Annotated in this window: 12 protein-coding genes and 1 pseudogene; 7 read left to right on the top strand and 6 right to left on the bottom strand. The window is 60.1% G+C overall.

The features are described from left to right. Positions 1 to 15: 15 nt before the first annotated feature. Both potE and ACTJKL_RS12470 read left to right on the top strand, forming a co-directional pair. Positions 16 to 1,371, top strand: coding sequence for a putrescine-ornithine antiporter (potE, locus tag ACTJKL_RS12475; protein ID WP_411926984.1), 1,356 nt, complete (start codon positions 16 to 18; stop codon positions 1,369 to 1,371). A 33-nt stretch (positions 1,372 to 1,404) separates the two neighbouring features. Further along, entirely contained in the window at positions 1,405 to 2,343 is a 939-nt protein-coding gene (locus ACTJKL_RS12470) for an amino acid ABC transporter substrate-binding protein (RefSeq protein WP_411921316.1), read from the top strand. A gap of 606 nt (positions 2,344 to 2,949) precedes the next feature. Here ACTJKL_RS12470 and ACTJKL_RS12465 read toward each other — a convergent pair. From ACTJKL_RS12465 to ACTJKL_RS12450, 4 genes are all read right to left on the bottom strand, one after another. Beyond that, positions 2,950 to 3,627 (bottom strand): VIT family protein, encoded by a 678-nt coding sequence (locus ACTJKL_RS12465; RefSeq protein ID WP_440852991.1) that lies wholly within the window; start codon positions 3,625 to 3,627, stop codon positions 2,950 to 2,952. Then, positions 3,624 to 3,839, bottom strand: coding sequence for a hypothetical protein (locus ACTJKL_RS12460; protein WP_440852990.1), 216 nt, complete (start codon positions 3,837 to 3,839; stop codon positions 3,624 to 3,626). Before ACTJKL_RS12460 ends, ACTJKL_RS12465 begins: the two co-directional genes overlap by 4 nt. 65 nt (positions 3,840 to 3,904) lie before the next feature. Continuing rightward, entirely contained in the window at positions 3,905 to 4,849 is a 945-nt protein-coding gene (locus tag ACTJKL_RS12455; RefSeq protein WP_411921319.1) for a DUF2950 domain-containing protein, read from the bottom strand. A gap of 18 nt (positions 4,850 to 4,867) precedes the next feature. Further along, a complete protein-coding gene (locus ACTJKL_RS12450; protein WP_440852989.1) occupies positions 4,868 to 6,262 on the bottom strand; it encodes a DUF3300 domain-containing protein in 1,395 nt (464 codons plus the stop codon). A 679-nt stretch (positions 6,263 to 6,941) separates the two neighbouring features. Here ACTJKL_RS12450 and ACTJKL_RS12445 point away from each other — a divergent pair. Beyond that, a pseudogene (locus ACTJKL_RS12445) lies at positions 6,942 to 7,107 on the top strand (arginine deiminase); the annotation flags it as partial. A 289-nt stretch (positions 7,108 to 7,396) separates the two neighbouring features. On the opposite strand, the gene ACTJKL_RS12440 reads toward ACTJKL_RS12445, so the two are convergent. After that, the gene (locus ACTJKL_RS12440) at positions 7,397 to 8,581 is read right to left on the bottom strand and encodes an acetate/propionate family kinase (RefSeq protein ID WP_411921321.1); all 1,185 of its coding nucleotides are present in this window, start codon (positions 8,579 to 8,581) and stop codon (positions 7,397 to 7,399) included. Between the two features lie 4 nt (positions 8,582 to 8,585). Then, positions 8,586 to 9,542: a phosphate acetyltransferase gene (locus ACTJKL_RS12435; RefSeq protein WP_411921322.1), complete on the bottom strand. Its 957-nt coding sequence runs from the start codon at positions 9,540 to 9,542 to the stop codon at positions 8,586 to 8,588. Positions 9,543 to 10,390: 848 nt separating this feature from the next. On the opposite strand from ACTJKL_RS12435, the gene ACTJKL_RS12430 reads away from it, so the two are divergent. From ACTJKL_RS12430 to ACTJKL_RS12415, 4 genes are all read left to right on the top strand, one after another. Then, entirely contained in the window at positions 10,391 to 11,062 is a 672-nt protein-coding gene (locus ACTJKL_RS12430) for a CBS domain-containing protein (protein WP_440852988.1), read from the top strand. Between the two features lie 78 nt (positions 11,063 to 11,140). Next, positions 11,141 to 12,169: an alcohol dehydrogenase AdhP gene (gene adhP, locus ACTJKL_RS12425; RefSeq protein ID WP_440852987.1), complete on the top strand. Its 1,029-nt coding sequence runs from the start codon at positions 11,141 to 11,143 to the stop codon at positions 12,167 to 12,169. A 58-nt stretch (positions 12,170 to 12,227) separates the two neighbouring features. Beyond that, positions 12,228 to 14,690 (top strand): phosphoketolase family protein, encoded by a 2,463-nt coding sequence (locus ACTJKL_RS12420; protein WP_440852986.1) that lies wholly within the window; start codon positions 12,228 to 12,230, stop codon positions 14,688 to 14,690. 43 nt (positions 14,691 to 14,733) lie between these two features. After that, positions 14,734 to 18,606 (top strand): GH36-type glycosyl hydrolase domain-containing protein, encoded by a 3,873-nt coding sequence (locus ACTJKL_RS12415; protein ID WP_440852985.1) that lies wholly within the window; start codon positions 14,734 to 14,736, stop codon positions 18,604 to 18,606.

Raw genomic sequence — 18,606 nt, 5'->3', positions numbered from 1 at the left:
GGAAGGACTGAGGCCATGTCCGAACATTCGATCAATGTTGCTGCAGGCGTCACTACGAAGAAAATGAACCTAATCCAACTGACGTTCATCGTTGCGGTGAACATGATGGGGTCGGGAATAATCATGCTGCCTGCAAATATGGCACAGGTCGGCGCCATTTCACTCCTGTCGTGGCTGGTCACTGCTGTCGGCTCTATGGCCATTGCCTATGGATTTGCACAAGCAGGGCTCTTCAATCAACGTCCCGGTGGCATGTCGGCCTATGCCGAGGACGCTTACGGCAAGCCGGGCTACTTCCTCGTCTTCTTCCTCTATTTTCTCTCGCTCGCGGTCGGCAACGTGGCGATCGGTATTTCTGCAGTCGGCTATCTGGCAGGATTCTTCCCGTGGCTGACGACAACTCCGGTCACGACCTGCATAAGCCTGATTGCTCTCTTGTGGCTGACAACCGTCGCCAACTTCGGTGGCCCGCGCGTAACCGGTCGCATCGGATCGATCACCGTCTGGGGCGTCATAATTCCCGTCGGGCTGATCTCGATCCTCGGCTGGGCCTGGTTCAGCTCGGAAACCTTCGCGGCCGCCTGGAACCCCACGGGACTCACGCTGGCCCAGGGCATGGGGTCGAGCATCTCACTGACGCTATGGGCCTTCCTCGGGATGGAATCGGCCGCGCAAAACTCCAACGCGGTTGAGAATCCCAAGCGAGATGTGCCGCTTGCCTGCATGTTTGGGACTCTCGGCGCGGCCATCATCTACATCCTTTCGACGACCGTGATCCAGGGTATCGTGCCGAACGCCGAACTCGCCGCCTCGACCGGACCATTCGCGCTCGCCTATGCAAAAATGTTCAATCCGGCCATTGGCTCGGTCATCATGGCACTTGCGGTTCTCGCCTGCCTCGGTTCACTGCTCGGCTGGCAGTTCACCATCGCGCAGACCGCCAGGAGCGCTGCGGACGAGCGCATGTTCCCAGCTCTCTTCTCGAGGGTGAATGAGATGGGCGCGCCGGTAACCGGCATGATCGTAATGGGTGTCGTTCAGTCTCTTCTGGCGCTGATGACGATCTCGCCGACGCTCAGCGAACAGTTTGCCGCGCTCGTCAATCTCGCAGTCGTGACGAACGTGCTTCCCTACATCATCTCCCTTTCCGCGCTCTTCGTCATGATGAAGGCGGCCGGAGTGCCGGAACGCAAGTTCCGCCTCAACGCGGCGGTCGTGATCGTCGGCATGCTCTACAGCGTCTTCGCGATCTATGCGTCGGGCAAAGATGCCGTTCTGGGCGGCATGCTCGTTACGGGTATTGGCTTCATCATTTATGGCCTCATCGCGCCGAGATTTATGTCCAGCGCGGTGCAAATGCGGACAGTGTGACTGTCGGACGGAAGGGTGGGAGGGATGTGCATCATGCTATTCGCACGAACCACGGGCTACCTGAAAAGGGCCTTCTGCATCGGCGCACTGTTCGCTACAACTGTTGCTGTTGGCTTGCCGAGTGCAGCGCAAGCCCAGACCCTGGAGCGCGTCCGCAGCCAAGCGGTCGTGAAGCTCGGCTACGATCCGGAGGCAAGACCCTTTTCGTTCAAGGCCGAGGGCGAAAGTGCGGAAGGCTATTCCGTCGCACTTTGCACAAAGGTGGCTGACGGGCTCAAGGGCGAACTCGGACGCACCGATCTGGGGATTGAATGGGTTCCTCTTGCCAAGGACGCGGCCTACCGGGCCGTTCAGGACGGTTCGATAGACTTGTTCTGTGGCGCGGAGCCGGTCACCTTGACGCGCCGGAAAGAGGTCTCCTTCTCGATCCCGATCTTTCCCAGCGGAACCGGAGCTGTCCTGAGCTCCAGCGCTCCCATGGCCCTGCGCGAGGTTCTGGTCCATGGCCGGCCTTCCGAACGGCCGATCTGGCGTGGTTCGCCGGCAAGAACGCTCCTAGAGCACAAGATTTTCTCGCCGATTGCCGGCACCACCAGTGAAGCCTGGCTCTCCGAGCGCATCAAGACGTTCCAGCTCTCGGCGACCGTCGTACCAGTGGCAACATACGATGAGGGGATCGAAGGTGTTCTGAACGGCAACTCCAACGTGCTCTTTGGCGACCTGCCCCTGCTGCTCGATGCCGCGGCGCGCAGCGAGGGTTCGGGCAACCTGATCGTGCTGGAGCGCCATTTCACCTACGAGCCATTGGGCCTGGTACTCGGGCGCAATGACGAGGATTTCCGGCTCGTCGTCGACAAGGCGCTGAGCGGAGCCTACCGGTCAGAGGATTTTCGCGCATTCTTCACGGAATGGTTCGGCCCACCGGATGAGGCGATTGTCACATTTTTCCGGCAGACGACATTGCCTGAATGACCGCTCGGAGTATGTATCGACCGACCGCTTATGGAAATTGCCGGCGCATTGATTGGACAGGAGAGAGGCGGGCGAGCACCTTTGCTACGGCGAATGCAACCGAACTGCGCTGAACGCAGCCATGATGCACATCGTGAGCGATAGAGGATCCCCGTCGGCGAGGAGCCTCAAAGGTACCATCGCTGCGCCAACATCCCGGGTGCAGCCGAGAGCAATGACCGTTCTCTTTTCATGCGAGAGCCCAGCGGAAAAGGCGTGCGATCAAGCGGCGAGCACGCAATGGTAGAGGATTTGCGCTGCGATCGACCACGTTCCGGTCGCGTCCCGCATTTTATCTCGAATTTAGCAGGAACGCGACGAGGCCGATCTCGATCATGCTGCATCATGAACAAGACAAGGGAAATCGACAGCAAATCCTCAAGCGCGTGAGTCATTGGTTTAGCTAAGAAGCTAAGAAACACCGCCCATACGGTCTTACCCCATGCGAGCATCCGCACGAGTACAACATTCGCCGCGGCAGCTCACGAGACTACGGTTTGACAGCATTGGACCGGTTTCCAAGCGCGCACCACAAACCTAGCTTCCCTACGGAGCTTGGGCGGGCAGTTACCCACCCAGGACTGATGCTATTGCAACCAGCGTCAATCCGACCGCAACCATTGAAGCCCCAAGACGAAATGGATGTCCGGATTGTCGCCCAAGGGAGTACCCGGTTAAAAACAACAGCCCGCAGGCAATCGAGTTGGAGACCCTGACCGCGATGGCGGTGTCGGCCATCATGATGAACGGCGTGACGGCGGGAAATGTGCACAAGAAGACCAAGAGAAAGACACCCAGCGCGGCAATAATGTCGCGTGCCCCAAGCCTTGCACGCACTTCATCTGCAGACAAACTGGCCAAGTGCATCCGAATCCGATCGAAATCATCGGCGGAAAGCGCCGGCAGGATAATCCGCGGTAGGGCCTCTGCAATGATGTAGCGAGCTGTCTTGGCATCGTCAGCCGTCCGCGCACGTTGCACAGTTCGCTCGCTGAGCTTTCGCTCAGCCAACGAACTCATCAGGAACATTACCGCGTCGATGATGCCCCAAGCCAAGTTGCAGCCAAGTGCGGCGATTAGCATCGACCGTACGTCTGCACGCCCTGCGTCCGTGGCATTTATCGAATTCGTGAATGTCATGACCATGATCAATCCGAAAAGAACTTCGGTCGAGCGATCGACTGGATTTAGGACGCCGCGAAACAAGCCCTCTTTTCCTCCTTCCTCGGGCGTCTTGTGGCTCATCGCGCGGTTCCGGGAGGCAGGAGAAGCAGCGTGAGCCCGGAGGCGGCATAAGCCGCCAGGGCCAACAGCCGGGTACGGGCTACCGGGAAGACCTGCTCCAGAAGCACGACGGCGGGCACGAAAACGAGGAGCCCGAGCAGCGGCGCTCGCCGAAGCTCGGTCAAACGCAGAGCGCCGCGGCACGGCCGGATGTCCTCCTCGAGAATGCCCATTGACGCTCCTCGGGGGTTCTCGGAGCCCCACAGTTGTTCCCGAAGGGTCATTGCATTTCCGGCCCTCAATCGTTCACCACCATCCAGGTGTCGTCTGGGTCGAAGCGATCGATAAACGGCACGATCGCCGCGGTGCTGGCGCCGAGGTCCCTCTCGTAGACGATGCCCTGCTGGTTGACGAGGAAGGTCTTAACGCCGGTCTCGGCATAGCTGACCGGCCAGGCGATCAGCGCGAAGCCGGCGATCATGTTGTCGTTGATGACATAGTCGTAGCGGCCGCCCGCGATATTGTCGCCCTGAGAGGTCAGGACACGATAGCGGTAGCCGAAATAGCCCTCGCCCGCCTTGGCTTTTTCCAGCGCCGCCTCATTGATCGCGTCGCCGACCGGGCTTGTCTCCCCGCCCTCGGCGGCGGGCCAGTAGAGCCCGTCGGTCTGACCCTCGCCGCTGATCAGCTTCTGCGCGTATTCGAGGACGCCGTCGGCATCTCGGTCCTTGCTGGCATAGTCTTTCTGCGCCTCGACATAGGCGCGCACCGTCTCGATCGCCTCGAGCTCGTTCTCGCCGACCCGGCGGTTGACAATCTCCTCAATACCGACATAGGTGTCGAACGCCCATCTGCCGTCCTCCCCCTTGACGATCGGGAAGGGCAGCGGCCACAGCCGATCGCCGATCTCAATGATCTTGCGGCCCTCGAGGTCACGCACCCGGACATTGCGGGCCACCCCCTCGCGAATCTCCGCGAAGGTCTCCATCGCGTCTTCGCCGGTCCTGACCTTTGCCGCGTCGAGGCCCAGGAGTTTTGCAAGTCCGTCGAAGTCGTTGGCGGCAAGTCGCTCCTTGAAGGCCTCCACCGCCTTGGCCGGATCGTCGAAGGCGGGCGGGTCCTCGGCCGCGGCATAGTCATCGAAATTTTCCGGCGGTTTCACCTGCGCGAGCGCCGGACCGATAGTGGCGAGTGTCAGTGTCATCGTCGATCCGAGAAGCAATCCGTTCAGAAACCTGATCATGGTCGTGCTCCCCCTCGCTCACCGTCTGCCGCCGCGCCCGCCGCCGCGGCCACCGCCGCCGCGCGCCATCGGTGGCCTGCCGCCGCCACGGCTCATCTGCGGCCGCCCGCCACCACGATGGCCGCCGCCCATGCTGTGGCCGCCACGCCGCGACGAGGCGACCTCGCGCCGGCCGTGATTGACATTGCCAAGACCCGAGGGCTTCTTCGGCCGCTTCTGCGCCTTCGAGGCCATCTTCTTCTTGCCGGCCGGCCGGTTGACCGAGGATTTCTTGCCCTTGGGGCGATTGACACTCGGCTTGCCTCCGTCGGCCCGCGCCTTTGCCACCGCCTGGCCGCCGCTCGGGCGTGGGGAGGCTCGTGCCGTGGCGTCCCGTCTCGGCTGCGCCTTCAACCCCTCGAGCGTGCTCTTGCGCACGTCCTTGAGCTGCCCGCCGCCGCCGCCCGGGCGCGCCTGCGGCCGGTCTCGGTTGATCTCGGCGGCGCGGCTGCGCAGATTGTTGTCGCCCCTGGCCTTGATGCTATTCTTGATGTTCGTCGGGTCGAACTTGTTGAGCTGGTCGCGGTCGAAGCTGAGCTTGCTGCGATCGACATTCTTCCAGTCGATGTCGTTGAAGTTGAGCTTGCCGTCGAAGTCGATGTTGTTGAAGCACTTGTTGCAGTCGACGTCGATGTCGCCGTCCCAGTCGCCGCCCCAGACACCCCAGTCGTCCCAGTCGACGATGGCGCCGAAGATCGCGCCGGTGACGGCACCGGCGAAGAAGGCCGCACCCGGATACCAGTAAGCGGGATAGGGCTCGTCGTAATAGTCGATCGGCACCGGCGCGTAGTCCGGCTCGTAGAGCATCTCTGGCGGATACTGCGGCACATAGATGACTTCCGGGCTCGCGGACTGGATGACGATGTTGTCGCCCTCCTCGACCACCTTGATCTTGTCATCGGTCTCGATAATGTCCTTGGCGACCGCCTCATCGCGTAATTGCTGTATGGCGATCAGCACGTCCTTTTGCTGGTTGGCGATCGCCTCACCGAAGCTCTGCGTCCATTCGAGATCCTCGCTCATCATCTCGACGATCTCGGGATAGTTCAGAAGCGAGATCACGCTCCCGTCCCAGCTTTCCTTCGGCTTCAGCTCGGATTTCTTCTTCCGGTTCTCGAGGAACCGTTCCGCCTCGACGATCTGCAGTGGAAAAAGCGAGGCGGCGGAGACCAGCGCCACCAGTTCGTCCGGATAAAGTGCGATCCGGGCGACGAGCACCTCGAGCTCGTCATCGGTGAGCGGCTCGGGCGCTGCCTGCTGCTCTGCGGGCGGAGCCGCTGTTGCGGGCATCTTCTGGGCGAACGCGCCGTTTACGAGCAGTGGGAGGCTGATTGCCAATGCGCTACCAAGTGCAATGACAGTGTTTCTGATCATCTGTTTATCCCCGATCGGGCACAAAAATCGCCGCCCCGAAAAAGCGTTCGACGTTAGCGGCGCCAGTTTTTCTCCAATCAACCATCCGCCCGCAAACGGAGAGGAGTCTTCGATCCAATGCCTATGCATGCTTACGGTTGGACCGTCGTCTTAGTCTTCTTCTGAGGCAGCGGCGTCTGCTTGGGTATAGTGCCTTTGGCCCCTGGGTCGGGGTTACGTGCGGCTCTACCCTTGAGGAGATACGTGTTGATGGGTTGGCGCACACCATCAACGGTTCGTTGGTTGATGTCGATGCCTTCATAATATTCGTCCGCAGGCACTGGGGTGGCGGCGCCTAGGATCACACAGAGGGCAACGATCCCCGTCCACTTTCCTGGATTCGTGTTCATTTTCGAATCCCCTTCTGCGACTTAAAGATTCTTATTCTTATTACGTGCTCCACACGAGTGTCGTTGATTGCAATCAAGAGAGCGCAAAAACTCTGGACTCCCCTCGTCCACCGTCGCGGTTTCTTCGGTCCGCGATATAAATGTCACCAGGTCGGGATTCATTCGAGCAATTGCCCACGAATATCGGTGCATCGCATTCGCTCGCGCGCACTGCTTATCATTCAAGCTCGCGGAAAACACAGTTGACTGGCAAAAAGTTCGGCATTCAATCTGAAGTTCAGGAGGGAATAATGCCAAGATGGACTGTCGGTGTACATTTGGAAGTCGGAAAGCTCAGAAGAGTCATGGTGTGCAGACCCTGGTTGGCACATCAGGGGCTTACACATGTTATGACCTTCTGTTTGACGATGTCATCTGAATCCACGGGCGCAGAAGGATCACTATGATTTAGACCTGACAAATGCAGGTCCGGTAGACCTCGTCAAAAAATGGGTTTACTCATTGCAGGAACACTGTGGATCATTTCGACCATCTGATTCTCACATTAAGTGGCAAAATCCAGCCACCTCTCCGATTAAGTGCCCGCTCTCAAATCAAATGCCACTCCAATCCATTGAAATCACTGGTGTAGAATTCTGATCATCAATTCCGAATGATAGATGGAGCTATCGCTGGCGATGCCGGAGAAGGGGCCATGCGGCCGTCGGGCAGTCTGGCGTTTACGGCGGAACGACATGGGCGTATCTCAGGGTGCGTTGCTGCGGATGAGCGCCATCGTATGGCGAGCAATCATCAATTCCTCGTCGGTCGGAACGACCAGGAGCTGGACACGGCTCGCAGGAGTCGAAATTAGAGCGGCGCCGGCGTCGTTCGACGCCGGATCGAGGTCGGCGCCGAGCCAGGCGAGGCCCTCGGCGATTCGTGCGCGAATCGGCGCCGAGTTCTCCCCGACCCCTGCCGTGAACACAAAGGCGTCGACACCACCGAGCGCTGCAGCGAGCGTGCCAGCGCTGAGGCTGCATCGGTGCGCAAAATGGTCGATTGCAAAGGCAGCGCGGGGATCGTTGCTGGCCAGCAGTTCGCGCATGTCGTTCGAGATGCCGGAGAGCCCTTTGAGACCAGCCTCGTGATAGAGCAGATCCGAAACGGCGTCAGCACCCATGCCCTTTTCCGAGATGAGAAAGAGTACGACGCCTGGATCGAGCTGGCCCGGCCGCGTGCCCATTGGCAGGCCGTCGAGCGCCGTAAAGCCCATGGTGCTCTCGATGCTGTGGCCATCGCGCAGCGCGCACATCGATGCGCCACTTCCAAGATGCGCGACGATGACCTTGCCGCGCGCTGCTTCGGGCGCGATCTCGCGCAGGCGCTCCGCAATGTATTCGTAGGATAGCCCGTGAAAGCCGTAGCGCCGGACGCCCTGATCATAAAACGCTCGTGGCAGTGCGTAGTGGTCGGCGTGCTCAGGGTGTCCTCGGTGGAAGGCGGTGTCGAAGCAGGCGACCTGCGGCACGTTCGGGTTGATCTCCATGGCAAGCCGGATCGGCGCTAGATTGTTCGGCTGGTGCAGCGGCGCGAGGTCCTGGTAGCTGGCGAGGCGGTCGAGGATGGTCGCATTGATCAGCACGGGTTGAGCGAAGTCGGGGCCGCCATGGACGACGCGATGACCGATAGCACGCAGCTCGATTCCTTTAATCGTCAGCAGCCATTCGCGTGCCGCGGCGATTGCTCCTGGCAGGTCGCGAACGGTTTCCCCGGCGTAGCTCTGATCGACAAGCACGCTTCCGTCTGCACCCTTCGCCTGCAGACGCGGTCGCGTACCGATGCCGCCGATCTGGCCACGCACCTGCCGGTTGAGCACTGCCCCTTCGATGCCGAAGACCTGGAACTTCAGGCTCGATGAACCGGCGTTGACAACGAGGATCGTGTCCATGGTGCTAGACCGCCGGCACTTGTTTTGCCCGCCGCCGGGCTGCGTAAAGTGCGGCCACAGCGCAAGAAGCAAGGCGGGTGCGTACCGAATCCGCCCGCGACGTCAGCACGATCGGCACGCGCGCGCCGAGCACAATGCCCGCTGCGTCGGCATGGGAAAGGAAGGTCAGGTTCTTGGCGAGCATGTTGCCGGCCTCCAGGTCCGGCACGACAATAATCTGCGCGTGGCCCGCCACTGGCGATCTGATGCCCTTGATCCGGGCTGCCTCCGGATCTATCGCGTTGTCGAAGGCGAGCGGTCCGTCGATGAGGCCGCCGGTAATCTGGCCGCGCTCGGCCATCTTGCAGAGCGCCGCCGCTTCGATGGTCGATGGGATCTTGGCGGTGACCGTCTCCACCGCTGAAACGATCGCGACCCGCGGCTCGCCGAGCCCGATCGTCGCCCAGAGATCGATCGCATTCTGCACGATGTCGCGCTTGGCATCGAGGTCTGGAAAGATATTGATGGCTGCATCCGTGATGAAGAGCGTCTCCGGATGACCCGGGACGTCCATAACGAAGACGTGGCTAATCCTGCGATCGGTCCTGAGGCCGGAGACGGAAGCGGCGACCTCATGCATCAGCTCGTCGGTGTGAAGGCTCCCTTTCATCAATAGTTCGCCCTTGCCTTCGCGAATGAGCGCAACCGCCTTGGCTGCGGCGGCATGACTATGCGGTACGTCCACGATCTCACAGCCGCCAAATTCAACTCCGTGCTCCGCGGCGACATAGCGGATCTTCGCTTCCGGTCCCACGAGTAGTGGTTTGATGAGGCCCATTTCAGCCGCTTCGAGCGCCCCGCGGAGCGAAGTCTCGTCGCAGGGGTGGGCCACGATCGTGACTGCGGGCGTCTCGGCTTGCGCCGCAGCGATCAGGCGGTCGTACTTGGACGGCACGGCCGTCAGTGCAGTCACCTCAGACACTTGCGAACTCCCTCATATCGAATCAGGACGTCTTGCGCTCCCGTGCAGTCTTGCGCGCCACGAAGGCGCGACCTCTTCCAAGCCGAACAGCCCTTCCGTGCGCTGCATTCGCTCGGCGGCCCGGTGATGGCTCCGGATGCTTTGAGCACGTCGCGCAGCACATCCAAGGCGGAGCAACGCCCGACGGGGTCTTTCGCCAGCAGTCTCGGAATTGCAGCAAGCGAGCATATTTGCGAGTTCTATCGAGCGTGCAATCGTCGGCGACGCGTTTGGCGTCATGGTCCAGCATTTGCGGAGCGGTCTGCGTGCTGTGTTCCCGGTAGTGGCCACGATGCTGGCGCATGCCGTCAGGAAACTGGATAGTACGCTGCCAAGCGTCGAACGAATGGGCGAATGCGGATGACGGGATATAGTCGGCTGAGGCATTCGGTCTAGTCCTCTGCTTCAACGAAGGCGGTCCCGGTTTCTAATCGCACATACAGCAACACTGTCTTTCGAGCATTGATCTCCGTCAATCTATCGGACCGGGCGCGCTTCCTCACAGCAGCAGCACCATACCGTGGCAGACGCTGGGCAACTTTTGTCGGGAGCATTTGGCAACCCGCCGGTTGACGCAATCAGCCCGGGACAAGCGCCTCGATTCGCTGACCCAAGCGTCGATATATTGACTGCGGTCAATGCCGATCGATCCCTTTTGTTTTATCCTCACGTCGAGGAAGTCGGTGTCGATAAGGTGCTTGAAACAGGTTTAACTTGCGTCGCAGCGATTCAAATTGGCACGGCAATCCTCGCGCGTCTGATAGGGCGCGGCCCTGTAGTCACGATGGGTCTACCGGAGTTCGATCGACATGCTTGTCAAGGATGTGATGACGACAAAGGTCGTCAAGCTGTCGCCTGACAACAGCGTTAGACAGGCAGCCAAGCTGATGTTCGACCATCACGTAAGCGGCGTCCCCGTCGTTGACGACATGGGGCGTTTGCTCGGAGTCATCAGCGAGGGGGACCTGATCCGGCGAACGGAACTCTGCAGTGGAGCATCCGTGTTGATAGCGGACGTGGCGATCGATCCCGACGCAAGGGCGAACGCCTTCGTCAAGCGATGCTCATGGCGCGTCGGCGACGTTATGACTTCCAGCCCCGTCACCATCGAGGAGGAAGCGCCCCTTTCCCGTGTTGCAGGGCTCATGCAGGACCGCGGTATCAAGCGCATCCCCGTAATGCGCAATGGAGAACTGGTCGGCATCGTCAGCCGGGCCGACCTGCTGCGGGCAATCTTTTCAACAAAGCCGGACGAGACGGCGGCGGGCGACGAAGCCATTCGGCGCAGCATCCTTGTTCGCCTCGGCGAGAACACCGGTCTGGAGGCATTGGACGTGACTGTCACGGTCACTGACGGGATCGTGCACTTTTGGGGTCAAGTCCAGACCGCCGCTTGTCGCAGGGCCGTGCGGATCGTGGCTGAGGGCGTCCACGGAGTCAGGGGCATCGTCGAGCATTTTCCCGATCCCTACACTCAATAGCCTGCCGGTTTGAAAAACCAACCCTTGGCCAGCCCAGAGAGTATCTCTGGAAAACTACGAGATGGAGGCGGCATAGCAATGGCACAGATGATGAAGGCGGCCGTCGTCCGGCAGTTCCGCGCTCCGCTGACCATCGAGGAGGTGGAGGTTCCAACTCCTGGAGCGGGACAGATCCTCGTCAAATATGAAGCGACCGGCGTGTGCCATACCGATCTACACGCAGCTAACGGTGATTGGCCCGTGAAGCCGACGCCGCCCTTCGTACCAGGGCATGAGGGTGTAGGCTTCGTTGCCGCCGTGGGCGCTGGTGTGAAAAGGGTGAAGGAAGGTGACAGGGTTGGCGTGCCGTGGCTCCACAGTGCGTGCGGCTATTGTCCCTATTGCCGGACAGGATGGGAAACGCTTTGCGCTTCGCAATCCAACACCGGATATACGGTGAACGGCACCTTCGCGGAATTCGGACTGGCGGATCCCGAGTTTGTCGGCAAGATTCCAGCTGGATTGGAATTCGGAGCCGCCGCACCCGTTCTATGCGCGGGCGTGACCGTCTACAAGGGGCTGAAGGAAACGGAAGTCCGTCCCGGTGAATGGGTGGCAGTCTCCGGTGTCGGCGGTCTCGGCCACATGGCAGTGCAATATGCCAAGGCAATGGGAATGCACGTGGTGGCCGCCGATATATTCGATGACAAGCTGGCGCTCGCCAAACAACTTGGCGCCGACATCGCGATAAATGGCCGTACCGAGGATGCCGTTGAAGAGGTAAGGAAAGCCACAAACGGGGGCGTTCACGGTGTGCTCGTAACCGCTGTCTCTCCCGCCGCGATGGAACAGGCTTTCGGGTTCATGCGGTCGAAAGGCACGATGGCCCTGGTCGGCCTTCCCCCTGGGATGATGTCCCTGCCGGTTTTCGAGACCGTCCTCAAGCGCATAACCGTGCGCGGATCGATCGTCGGCACCCGCCAGGACCTCGAGGAGTCGCTCATGTTCGCGGCGGAAGGCAAGGTAAAGCCGCACTTCTCCTGGGAGAACCTAGAGCGCATCAACGACATCTTTCAACGCATGGAAGCAGGCAAGATCGACGGCCGCATCGTCATGCGACTGCACTAGCTTGCCTCACAGCAGGCCGACAAGAATTAAGGAATGTCATTGTGATCGGGAGGTTCAGATGGCTTCGCTTGGAACGCCAGCGGCGAACGAGACATCATCAGGCAAATCACATGCAGCGACCTCACTGTCGTTAGAGGAACTTCATCTGATGGACGGCTACTGGCGGGCCTCGAACTATCTCTCGGTTGGCCAGATCTACCTGCTCGACAATCCCCTCCTCAAAGAGCCGTTGAAACGCGAGCACATAAAGCCGCGTCTACTCGGCCACTGGGGGACGTCGCCGGGCCTGAACATGCTCTACGTGCATCTCAACCGGATCATCACACGTGACGATCTCGACATGATCTACATCATCGGCCCAGGGCACGGCGGGCCGTCGTTGGTGGCTCATGCCTATCTGGAGGGGACGTACAGCGAATTCTATCCGAACATTGGCCAAGATACCGAGGGCCTGCGAAAGCTGTTCAAGCAGTTCAGCTTCCCCGGCGGCATTCCGAGCCATGTCGCCCCGGAGACGCCCGGCAGTATCCACGAGGGTGGCGAGCTTGGTTATGCGCTCAGCCATGCCTATGGCGCGGCTTTCGATAACCCCGATCTCATTGTGGCTTGCGTCGTTGGGGACGGCGAGGCGGAAACGGGACCCCTTGCGACCGGCTGGCAAGGCAACAAGTTCCTGAACCCGGCGCGCGACGGGTGCGTCCTGCCCATCCTGCACCTCAACGGATACAAGATCGCCAATCCCTGCTTTCTCGCACGCATTCCCAGAGAGGAGCTGCAGAAGTTCTTCGAGGGCATGGGCTACAAACCGTATTTCGTGGAAGGCGACGAGCCGGAGAGCGTTCATCGGCAATTGGCCGACGTGCTCGACACGGCTGTCGCCGAAATTCGCGAGATCTGGGACAGGGCCCGCACCAAAGGCGATCTCAGACGGCCAGCCTGGCCGATGATCGTCTTCCGCACGCCCAAGGGCTGGACCTGCCCGAAAGAGATCGACGGCAAGAAATGCGAAGACTACTGGCGATCGCACCAGGTGCCGATGGGTGAAATGGACAGGCCCGAGCACATCCACATCCTAGAGCAATGGATGAAAAGCTACCGTCCGGAGGAGCTTTTCAATGACGACGGCAGGCTCAAACCGGAACTGGCCGCACTGGCGCCGACCGGGCGTCGTCGGATGAGCGACAACCCGCATGCCAATGGCGGGCTGCTGTTGCGCGACCTCAAGATGCCGGCTTTCAGGGACTATGCGGTCGAGGTACCGCGCCCGGGAGGGACCACGGTGGAAGCCGCGCGCGTCATGGGCAAGTTCCTGAGGGACGTAATGAAGCTAAACATGGACAGCCGGAACTTCCGCCTGTTCAGTCCCGACGAAAACAACTCAAACCGCTGGCAGGACGTGCTCGAGGTCACCAACCGTTGCTACATGGCCGAAATCCGTCCGGAAGATGACCACCTCTCACCGGATGGCCGCATAATGGAGGTCCTGAGCGAACACCAGTGTCAAGGCTGGCTCGAGGGCTATCTGCTTACCGGTCGGCATGGGTTCTTCTCCTGCTACGAAGCATTCATCCACATCATCGACTCGATGTTCAACCAGCACGCCAAGTGGCTGAAAGTGTGCAACGAAATACCTTGGCGCAGGCCCATAGCTTCATTAAATTACTTCCTCAGTTCCCATGTCTGGCGGCAGGATCACAATGGGTTCAGCCATCAGGACCCCGGCTTCATCGATCACGTCGTCAACAAAAAGGCCGACGTCATCCGCGTCTATCTTCCGCCGGATGCAAACACGCTCCTTTCGGTCACTGATCATTGCCTGCGCAGCCGCAACTACATCAACGTCGTGGTGGCCGGCAAGCAGCCCGGACCGCAGTGGTTGACAATGGAGCAAGCCGTGCGGCATTGCAGCATGGGCCTCAGTATATGGGATTGGGCGAGCAATGATAAAGGCGGCGATCCCGATGTGGTCATGGCCTGCTGCGGCGACGTTCCGACGCTCGAAACACTGGCGGCGGTGCAGCTGCTGCGTGAGCACCTTCCTGAGGTGAAAGTCCGGGTCATCAATGTCGTTAATCTGATGAAACTGCAGCCGGCAGAGGAGCACCCCCATGGTCTCTCACACCGGGATTTCGATGGCTTCTTTACGAGGGACAAGCCTATTATTTTCGCCGTCCATGGCTATCCCTGGCTGATCCATCGTTTGACGTATCGAAGGACAAACCATGGGAACCTTCACGTGCGTGGCTACAAGGAAGAAGGTACGACTACGACTCCGTTCGACATGGTCGTGCTGAACGAACTCGATCGCTTCCATCTCGTCAGCGATGTTATTGATCGGCTGCCGCAGCTCGGTGCACGGGCTGCTTACTTCAAGCAGGCTATTCAGGCGAAGCTCATCGAACATCGGGAATACATCGAGAAACATGGCGACGACATGCCATCGATCAGCGGATGGACATGGGGCGTCAGGAGCACGGAACAAGTGAGTGCAGCGACTTCAACGGAAGGTGACAACGCCTAGCCTTCGAAGGAGCTGTGCGTGCATCGATTGAGGGATCAGTCTGATGGTCCAGTCGATTGACAAACTTAAAGACGGTGGTGCTGCGTATCCGATGGGCGCACCTCCCGACACCGCCTTGCTTTCGAACGGTCGATACAGCGTGCTTCTTACGGAGGCTGGTTCCGGCTACGCATCCTGGCGCGGCCTCGATGTGACGCGTTGGCGGGAAGACGGCACGCGCGATTGCTGGGGCCAGTTCTGCTATGTCCGGGATCTTGATGACGAAATGGTCTGGACGATCGGCCGGCAGCCGATATGTCGGGCGGACGCCGTTTATGAGCACGGCTTCCGCGGTGACCGTGCCGAGTTTCGCTGTTCTGCCGGGGACATCGATATCAGGTGGGAGGTTTGCGTCGCAACGGATTACGACGCCGAAGTGCGATTGCTGAGACTGTTCAACAGGGGAACGATGGCGAAAGAACTCGAGCTCACGAGCTATTCTGAAATCTGCCTCCATGATCGGCGCGCCGACAGCGCGCATCCGGCGTTTGCCAAGCTGTTCGTCGAAACATGGTTTGACGCTGGATCCACCGCATTGTTCGCCCGGCGTAGGCCACGCAGCGGCTCGGAGAAGCCAATCTGGTCCGTGCATGTTTCGGCATCAAGCGAGTACGACCACCGGCCAGTCGAATACGACACCGACCGCTACCGTTTCCTTGGCCGCGGACGGACGCCGATAAATCCGAGCTCGCTGGAGCTTGGAGCACGTCTATCAGCCACGACGGGTCCCGTGCTCGATCCTGTTTTCAGCCTACGCAGAAGAGTGCGTCTAAAGCCATCCGGAATGGCGCGGGTAGCATTCGTCACGGGAGCGGCTGACGATAAAGAGCAGGCAGAAGCCATCGCAAAGCGGTTTGTAGACATCGACGTGGCCGGAAGAGCGTTTTCAGATGCGATGAAATGCTATGTCAGGAAAACGTCTTCATCGAACCTGTCTGTGAAAAACGTCGCGGTCTACAACCGGCTCGCCGGAAGCTTGGCGTTTTCTGATCCCGGCTTTCGAGAGGGCGGTCTTATCTTCAAGGAACCGCTGAACACTGAGAGCCTGTGGTCGGTGGGGATATCCGGAGATCTCCCTATCCTGCTGCTGCGCATCGATGACACCGACGGAAATACTTTACTGGAGGATGTCATCGACGCGCACGCGTTCATCACCGGCCGCGGGCTCCCTTTCGACCTTGTTCTCCTCGACGCCAGCGGCACTAGCGAAGCAATGCGCTCGAGTATTGAGGCGAAGGTCCGGGTCGAGAAGATACTCGGAAAGACGGGAGGCGTTCATTTCCTTTCCGGGGGCACCATGGCGGATAGCCAAGCAGACGCGATTGCCGCTGCGGCGCGCGTCATCCTTCATTGCAGCCGAGGATCACTTGCTGACCAGGCTCAGGGGAGGTCGACGGCTCCTCGAGTGTTGAAAGAAACGAAGAAACCCTTTCACGGGGCTTGCGACAGACAACGCGGGACGACAGCGCGGACTGACCTGCTTTTCTGGAATGGTCGGGGAGGATTCGCTGACGGCGGGCGCGAGTATGTGATCGCAACGGACGGCGGGTCAGCGACGCCAATGCCTTGGTGCAATGTCATAGCCAATCGCGCGTTTGGCTGCCTGACCAGCGAAAGCGGCCTTGGCTACACTTGGGCGGGCAACAGCCAATTGAACAGGCTCACACCTTGGTCGAACGATCCGGTTTCGGATTCTCCCAGTGAGGTCATCTACCTGCGCGATGAAGAAACCGGAGAGCTCTGGACGCCGACACCCTTGCCTCTTGGCCAATCTTCCGCAATCGCCGTCAGGCATGGGCAGGGTTACAGTCGCTACGATGGCACTCAGGGCCGTCTGCACCATCAAATGATGGTTCACGTCCCGCCCTCCGACCCGATCAAGATCGTTCGCATTGCGATCCGTAACGATGGAACGGAAGCACGTATTCTTACGGCCACCTATTTCATCGAATGGGTTCTCGGCACTTTGCGCGAGAACGCTTCCGCACGCGTCGCATGTGAATTTGACAGCGACGCCGGTGCGGTCATTGCGCGCAACATCTGGGAAAATGCCTTCTCCCAAAAATCGACGTTTGTTGCCTCGAGCGTGCCACCGCGGTCGTTCACTTGCGACCGCCCCGCGTTTCTCGGCCGGAATGGCTCAGTTTTTCAGCCGGTGGGACTGGACGGCTCGGCTCTCGGCGGGGCGGTCGGCACTCTGAACGATCCCTGCACCGCGCTCACGGCCGAAATCTCAATTCCTCCCGCCCGAACTGTCGAACTGGTGTTCGTGCTTGGCCAAGCAGACAGTCGCGACGAGGTCCGCCGGCTCGTGCGCGAATATGCCGAGCCAGGTGATGCCCGACACTCTGTGGAGATCGTCTCTCGGCAATGGGACGAGATGCTGAGCGCGGTCACGGTTCGAACGCCCGACACCGCCTTTGATCTCATGATGAACCGCTGGTTGCTTTATCAGGTCTTGTCCTGCCGCATCTGGGCGCGAACCGGCTTCTACCAGTCCGGCGGCGCATACGGATTTCGTGACCAGCTGCAGGACGTGGCCGCCCTGGTGCATTGCGCGCCCGACGAGGCGCGCGCCCACATCCTTCGTGCCGCCGAGCGTCAGTTCACCGAGGGAGACGTGCAGCACTGGTGGCATCCGCCATCAGGCGTCGGGGTGCGGACCCGCATGACCGATGACCTCTATTTCCTGCCCTATGTCGTCCAGCACTACGTCTCGATCACCGGAGACTATGCGCTTTTAAACGAGCGCGTGCCTTTTATCACCTCGCCGCTCCTGGACAAAGACCAGGAGGAAAGCTTCGGCTGTCCACAGGTCAGCGAGGAAAGCGGGACCCTCTATGACCACTGCTGCCGCGCATTGGATTGGGGACTTCATCTTGGGTGCCACGGACTGCCGCTCATGGGAACGGGTGACTGGAACGACGGCATGAACCGGGTAGGAGCGGAGGGCAAAGGCGAAAGCGTCTGGAACGGTTGGTTCTTTCTCACGGTGCTCCGGGCGTTTGCCACAATCGCATCATCGATGGGAGACGAAGAACGGGCCGTGTGGTGCAGCGAGCGCTCGGAAGCGTTGCGCATTTCATTGGAAGCCCACGCTTGGGACGGTTCCTGGTATCGCCGGGCCTATTTCGACGATGGCACTCCTCTCGGCTCCTGCAAGAATGACGAGTGCCAGATCGACGCCATTCCGCAGGCATGGGCGGTCATCTCCGGGGCTGCCGATGCCGACCGCGCTGCCACTGCAATGCGGGCGGTTTGGGATCGCCTCGTTCGTCCCGGGAACAAGCTGATCCAGCTTTTCAACCCGCCCTTCGACAAAGGGGCTCTGCAACCGGGTTATATCAAGGGGTATGTGCCGGGAATCCGCGAGAATGGCGGCCAGTATACGCACGCGGCCGCCTGGGTCGTTTGGGCCACTGCATTGTTGGGGGAGGGCGATCGTGCGTTCGAGCTCTGGAGCATGCTGAATCCCATCAATCATGCCCTGACGCTCGCAGATATGGAGCGGTACATGGTCGAACCCTACGTTATAAGCGCAGACGTTTATGGGACGTCTCCACATACCGGCCGTGGAGGCTGGACCTGGTATACTGGATCGGCGGGCTGGCTGTACCGCGTTGGTCTCGAGGCCATTCTGGGCATTCGCCGACAAGGGGGAAATCTTTTTGTCGAGCCGTGTATGCCGAAAGAATGGCCTGGGTATGCGGTCGACTTCCGCTACGGAACGGCCACCTATCGGATAAAGGTGAGCAGGGATGGCGAACCTAGGGGCACGCGGCGCTCGCTGTCCGTGGACGGCCAGCACCAAACGGCGCGGAGCGTTCCACTCGTGGATGACGGACGAAACCACAATGTCCACCTGGTGGTTGGCTAG

The sequence above is a fragment of the Sinorhizobium sp. 22678 genome (assembly GCF_052044265.1).
GTDB lineage: Bacteria > Pseudomonadota > Alphaproteobacteria > Rhizobiales > Rhizobiaceae > Sinorhizobium > Sinorhizobium meliloti_A.
This window is presented reverse-complemented; position numbering and strand designations above follow the sequence as displayed.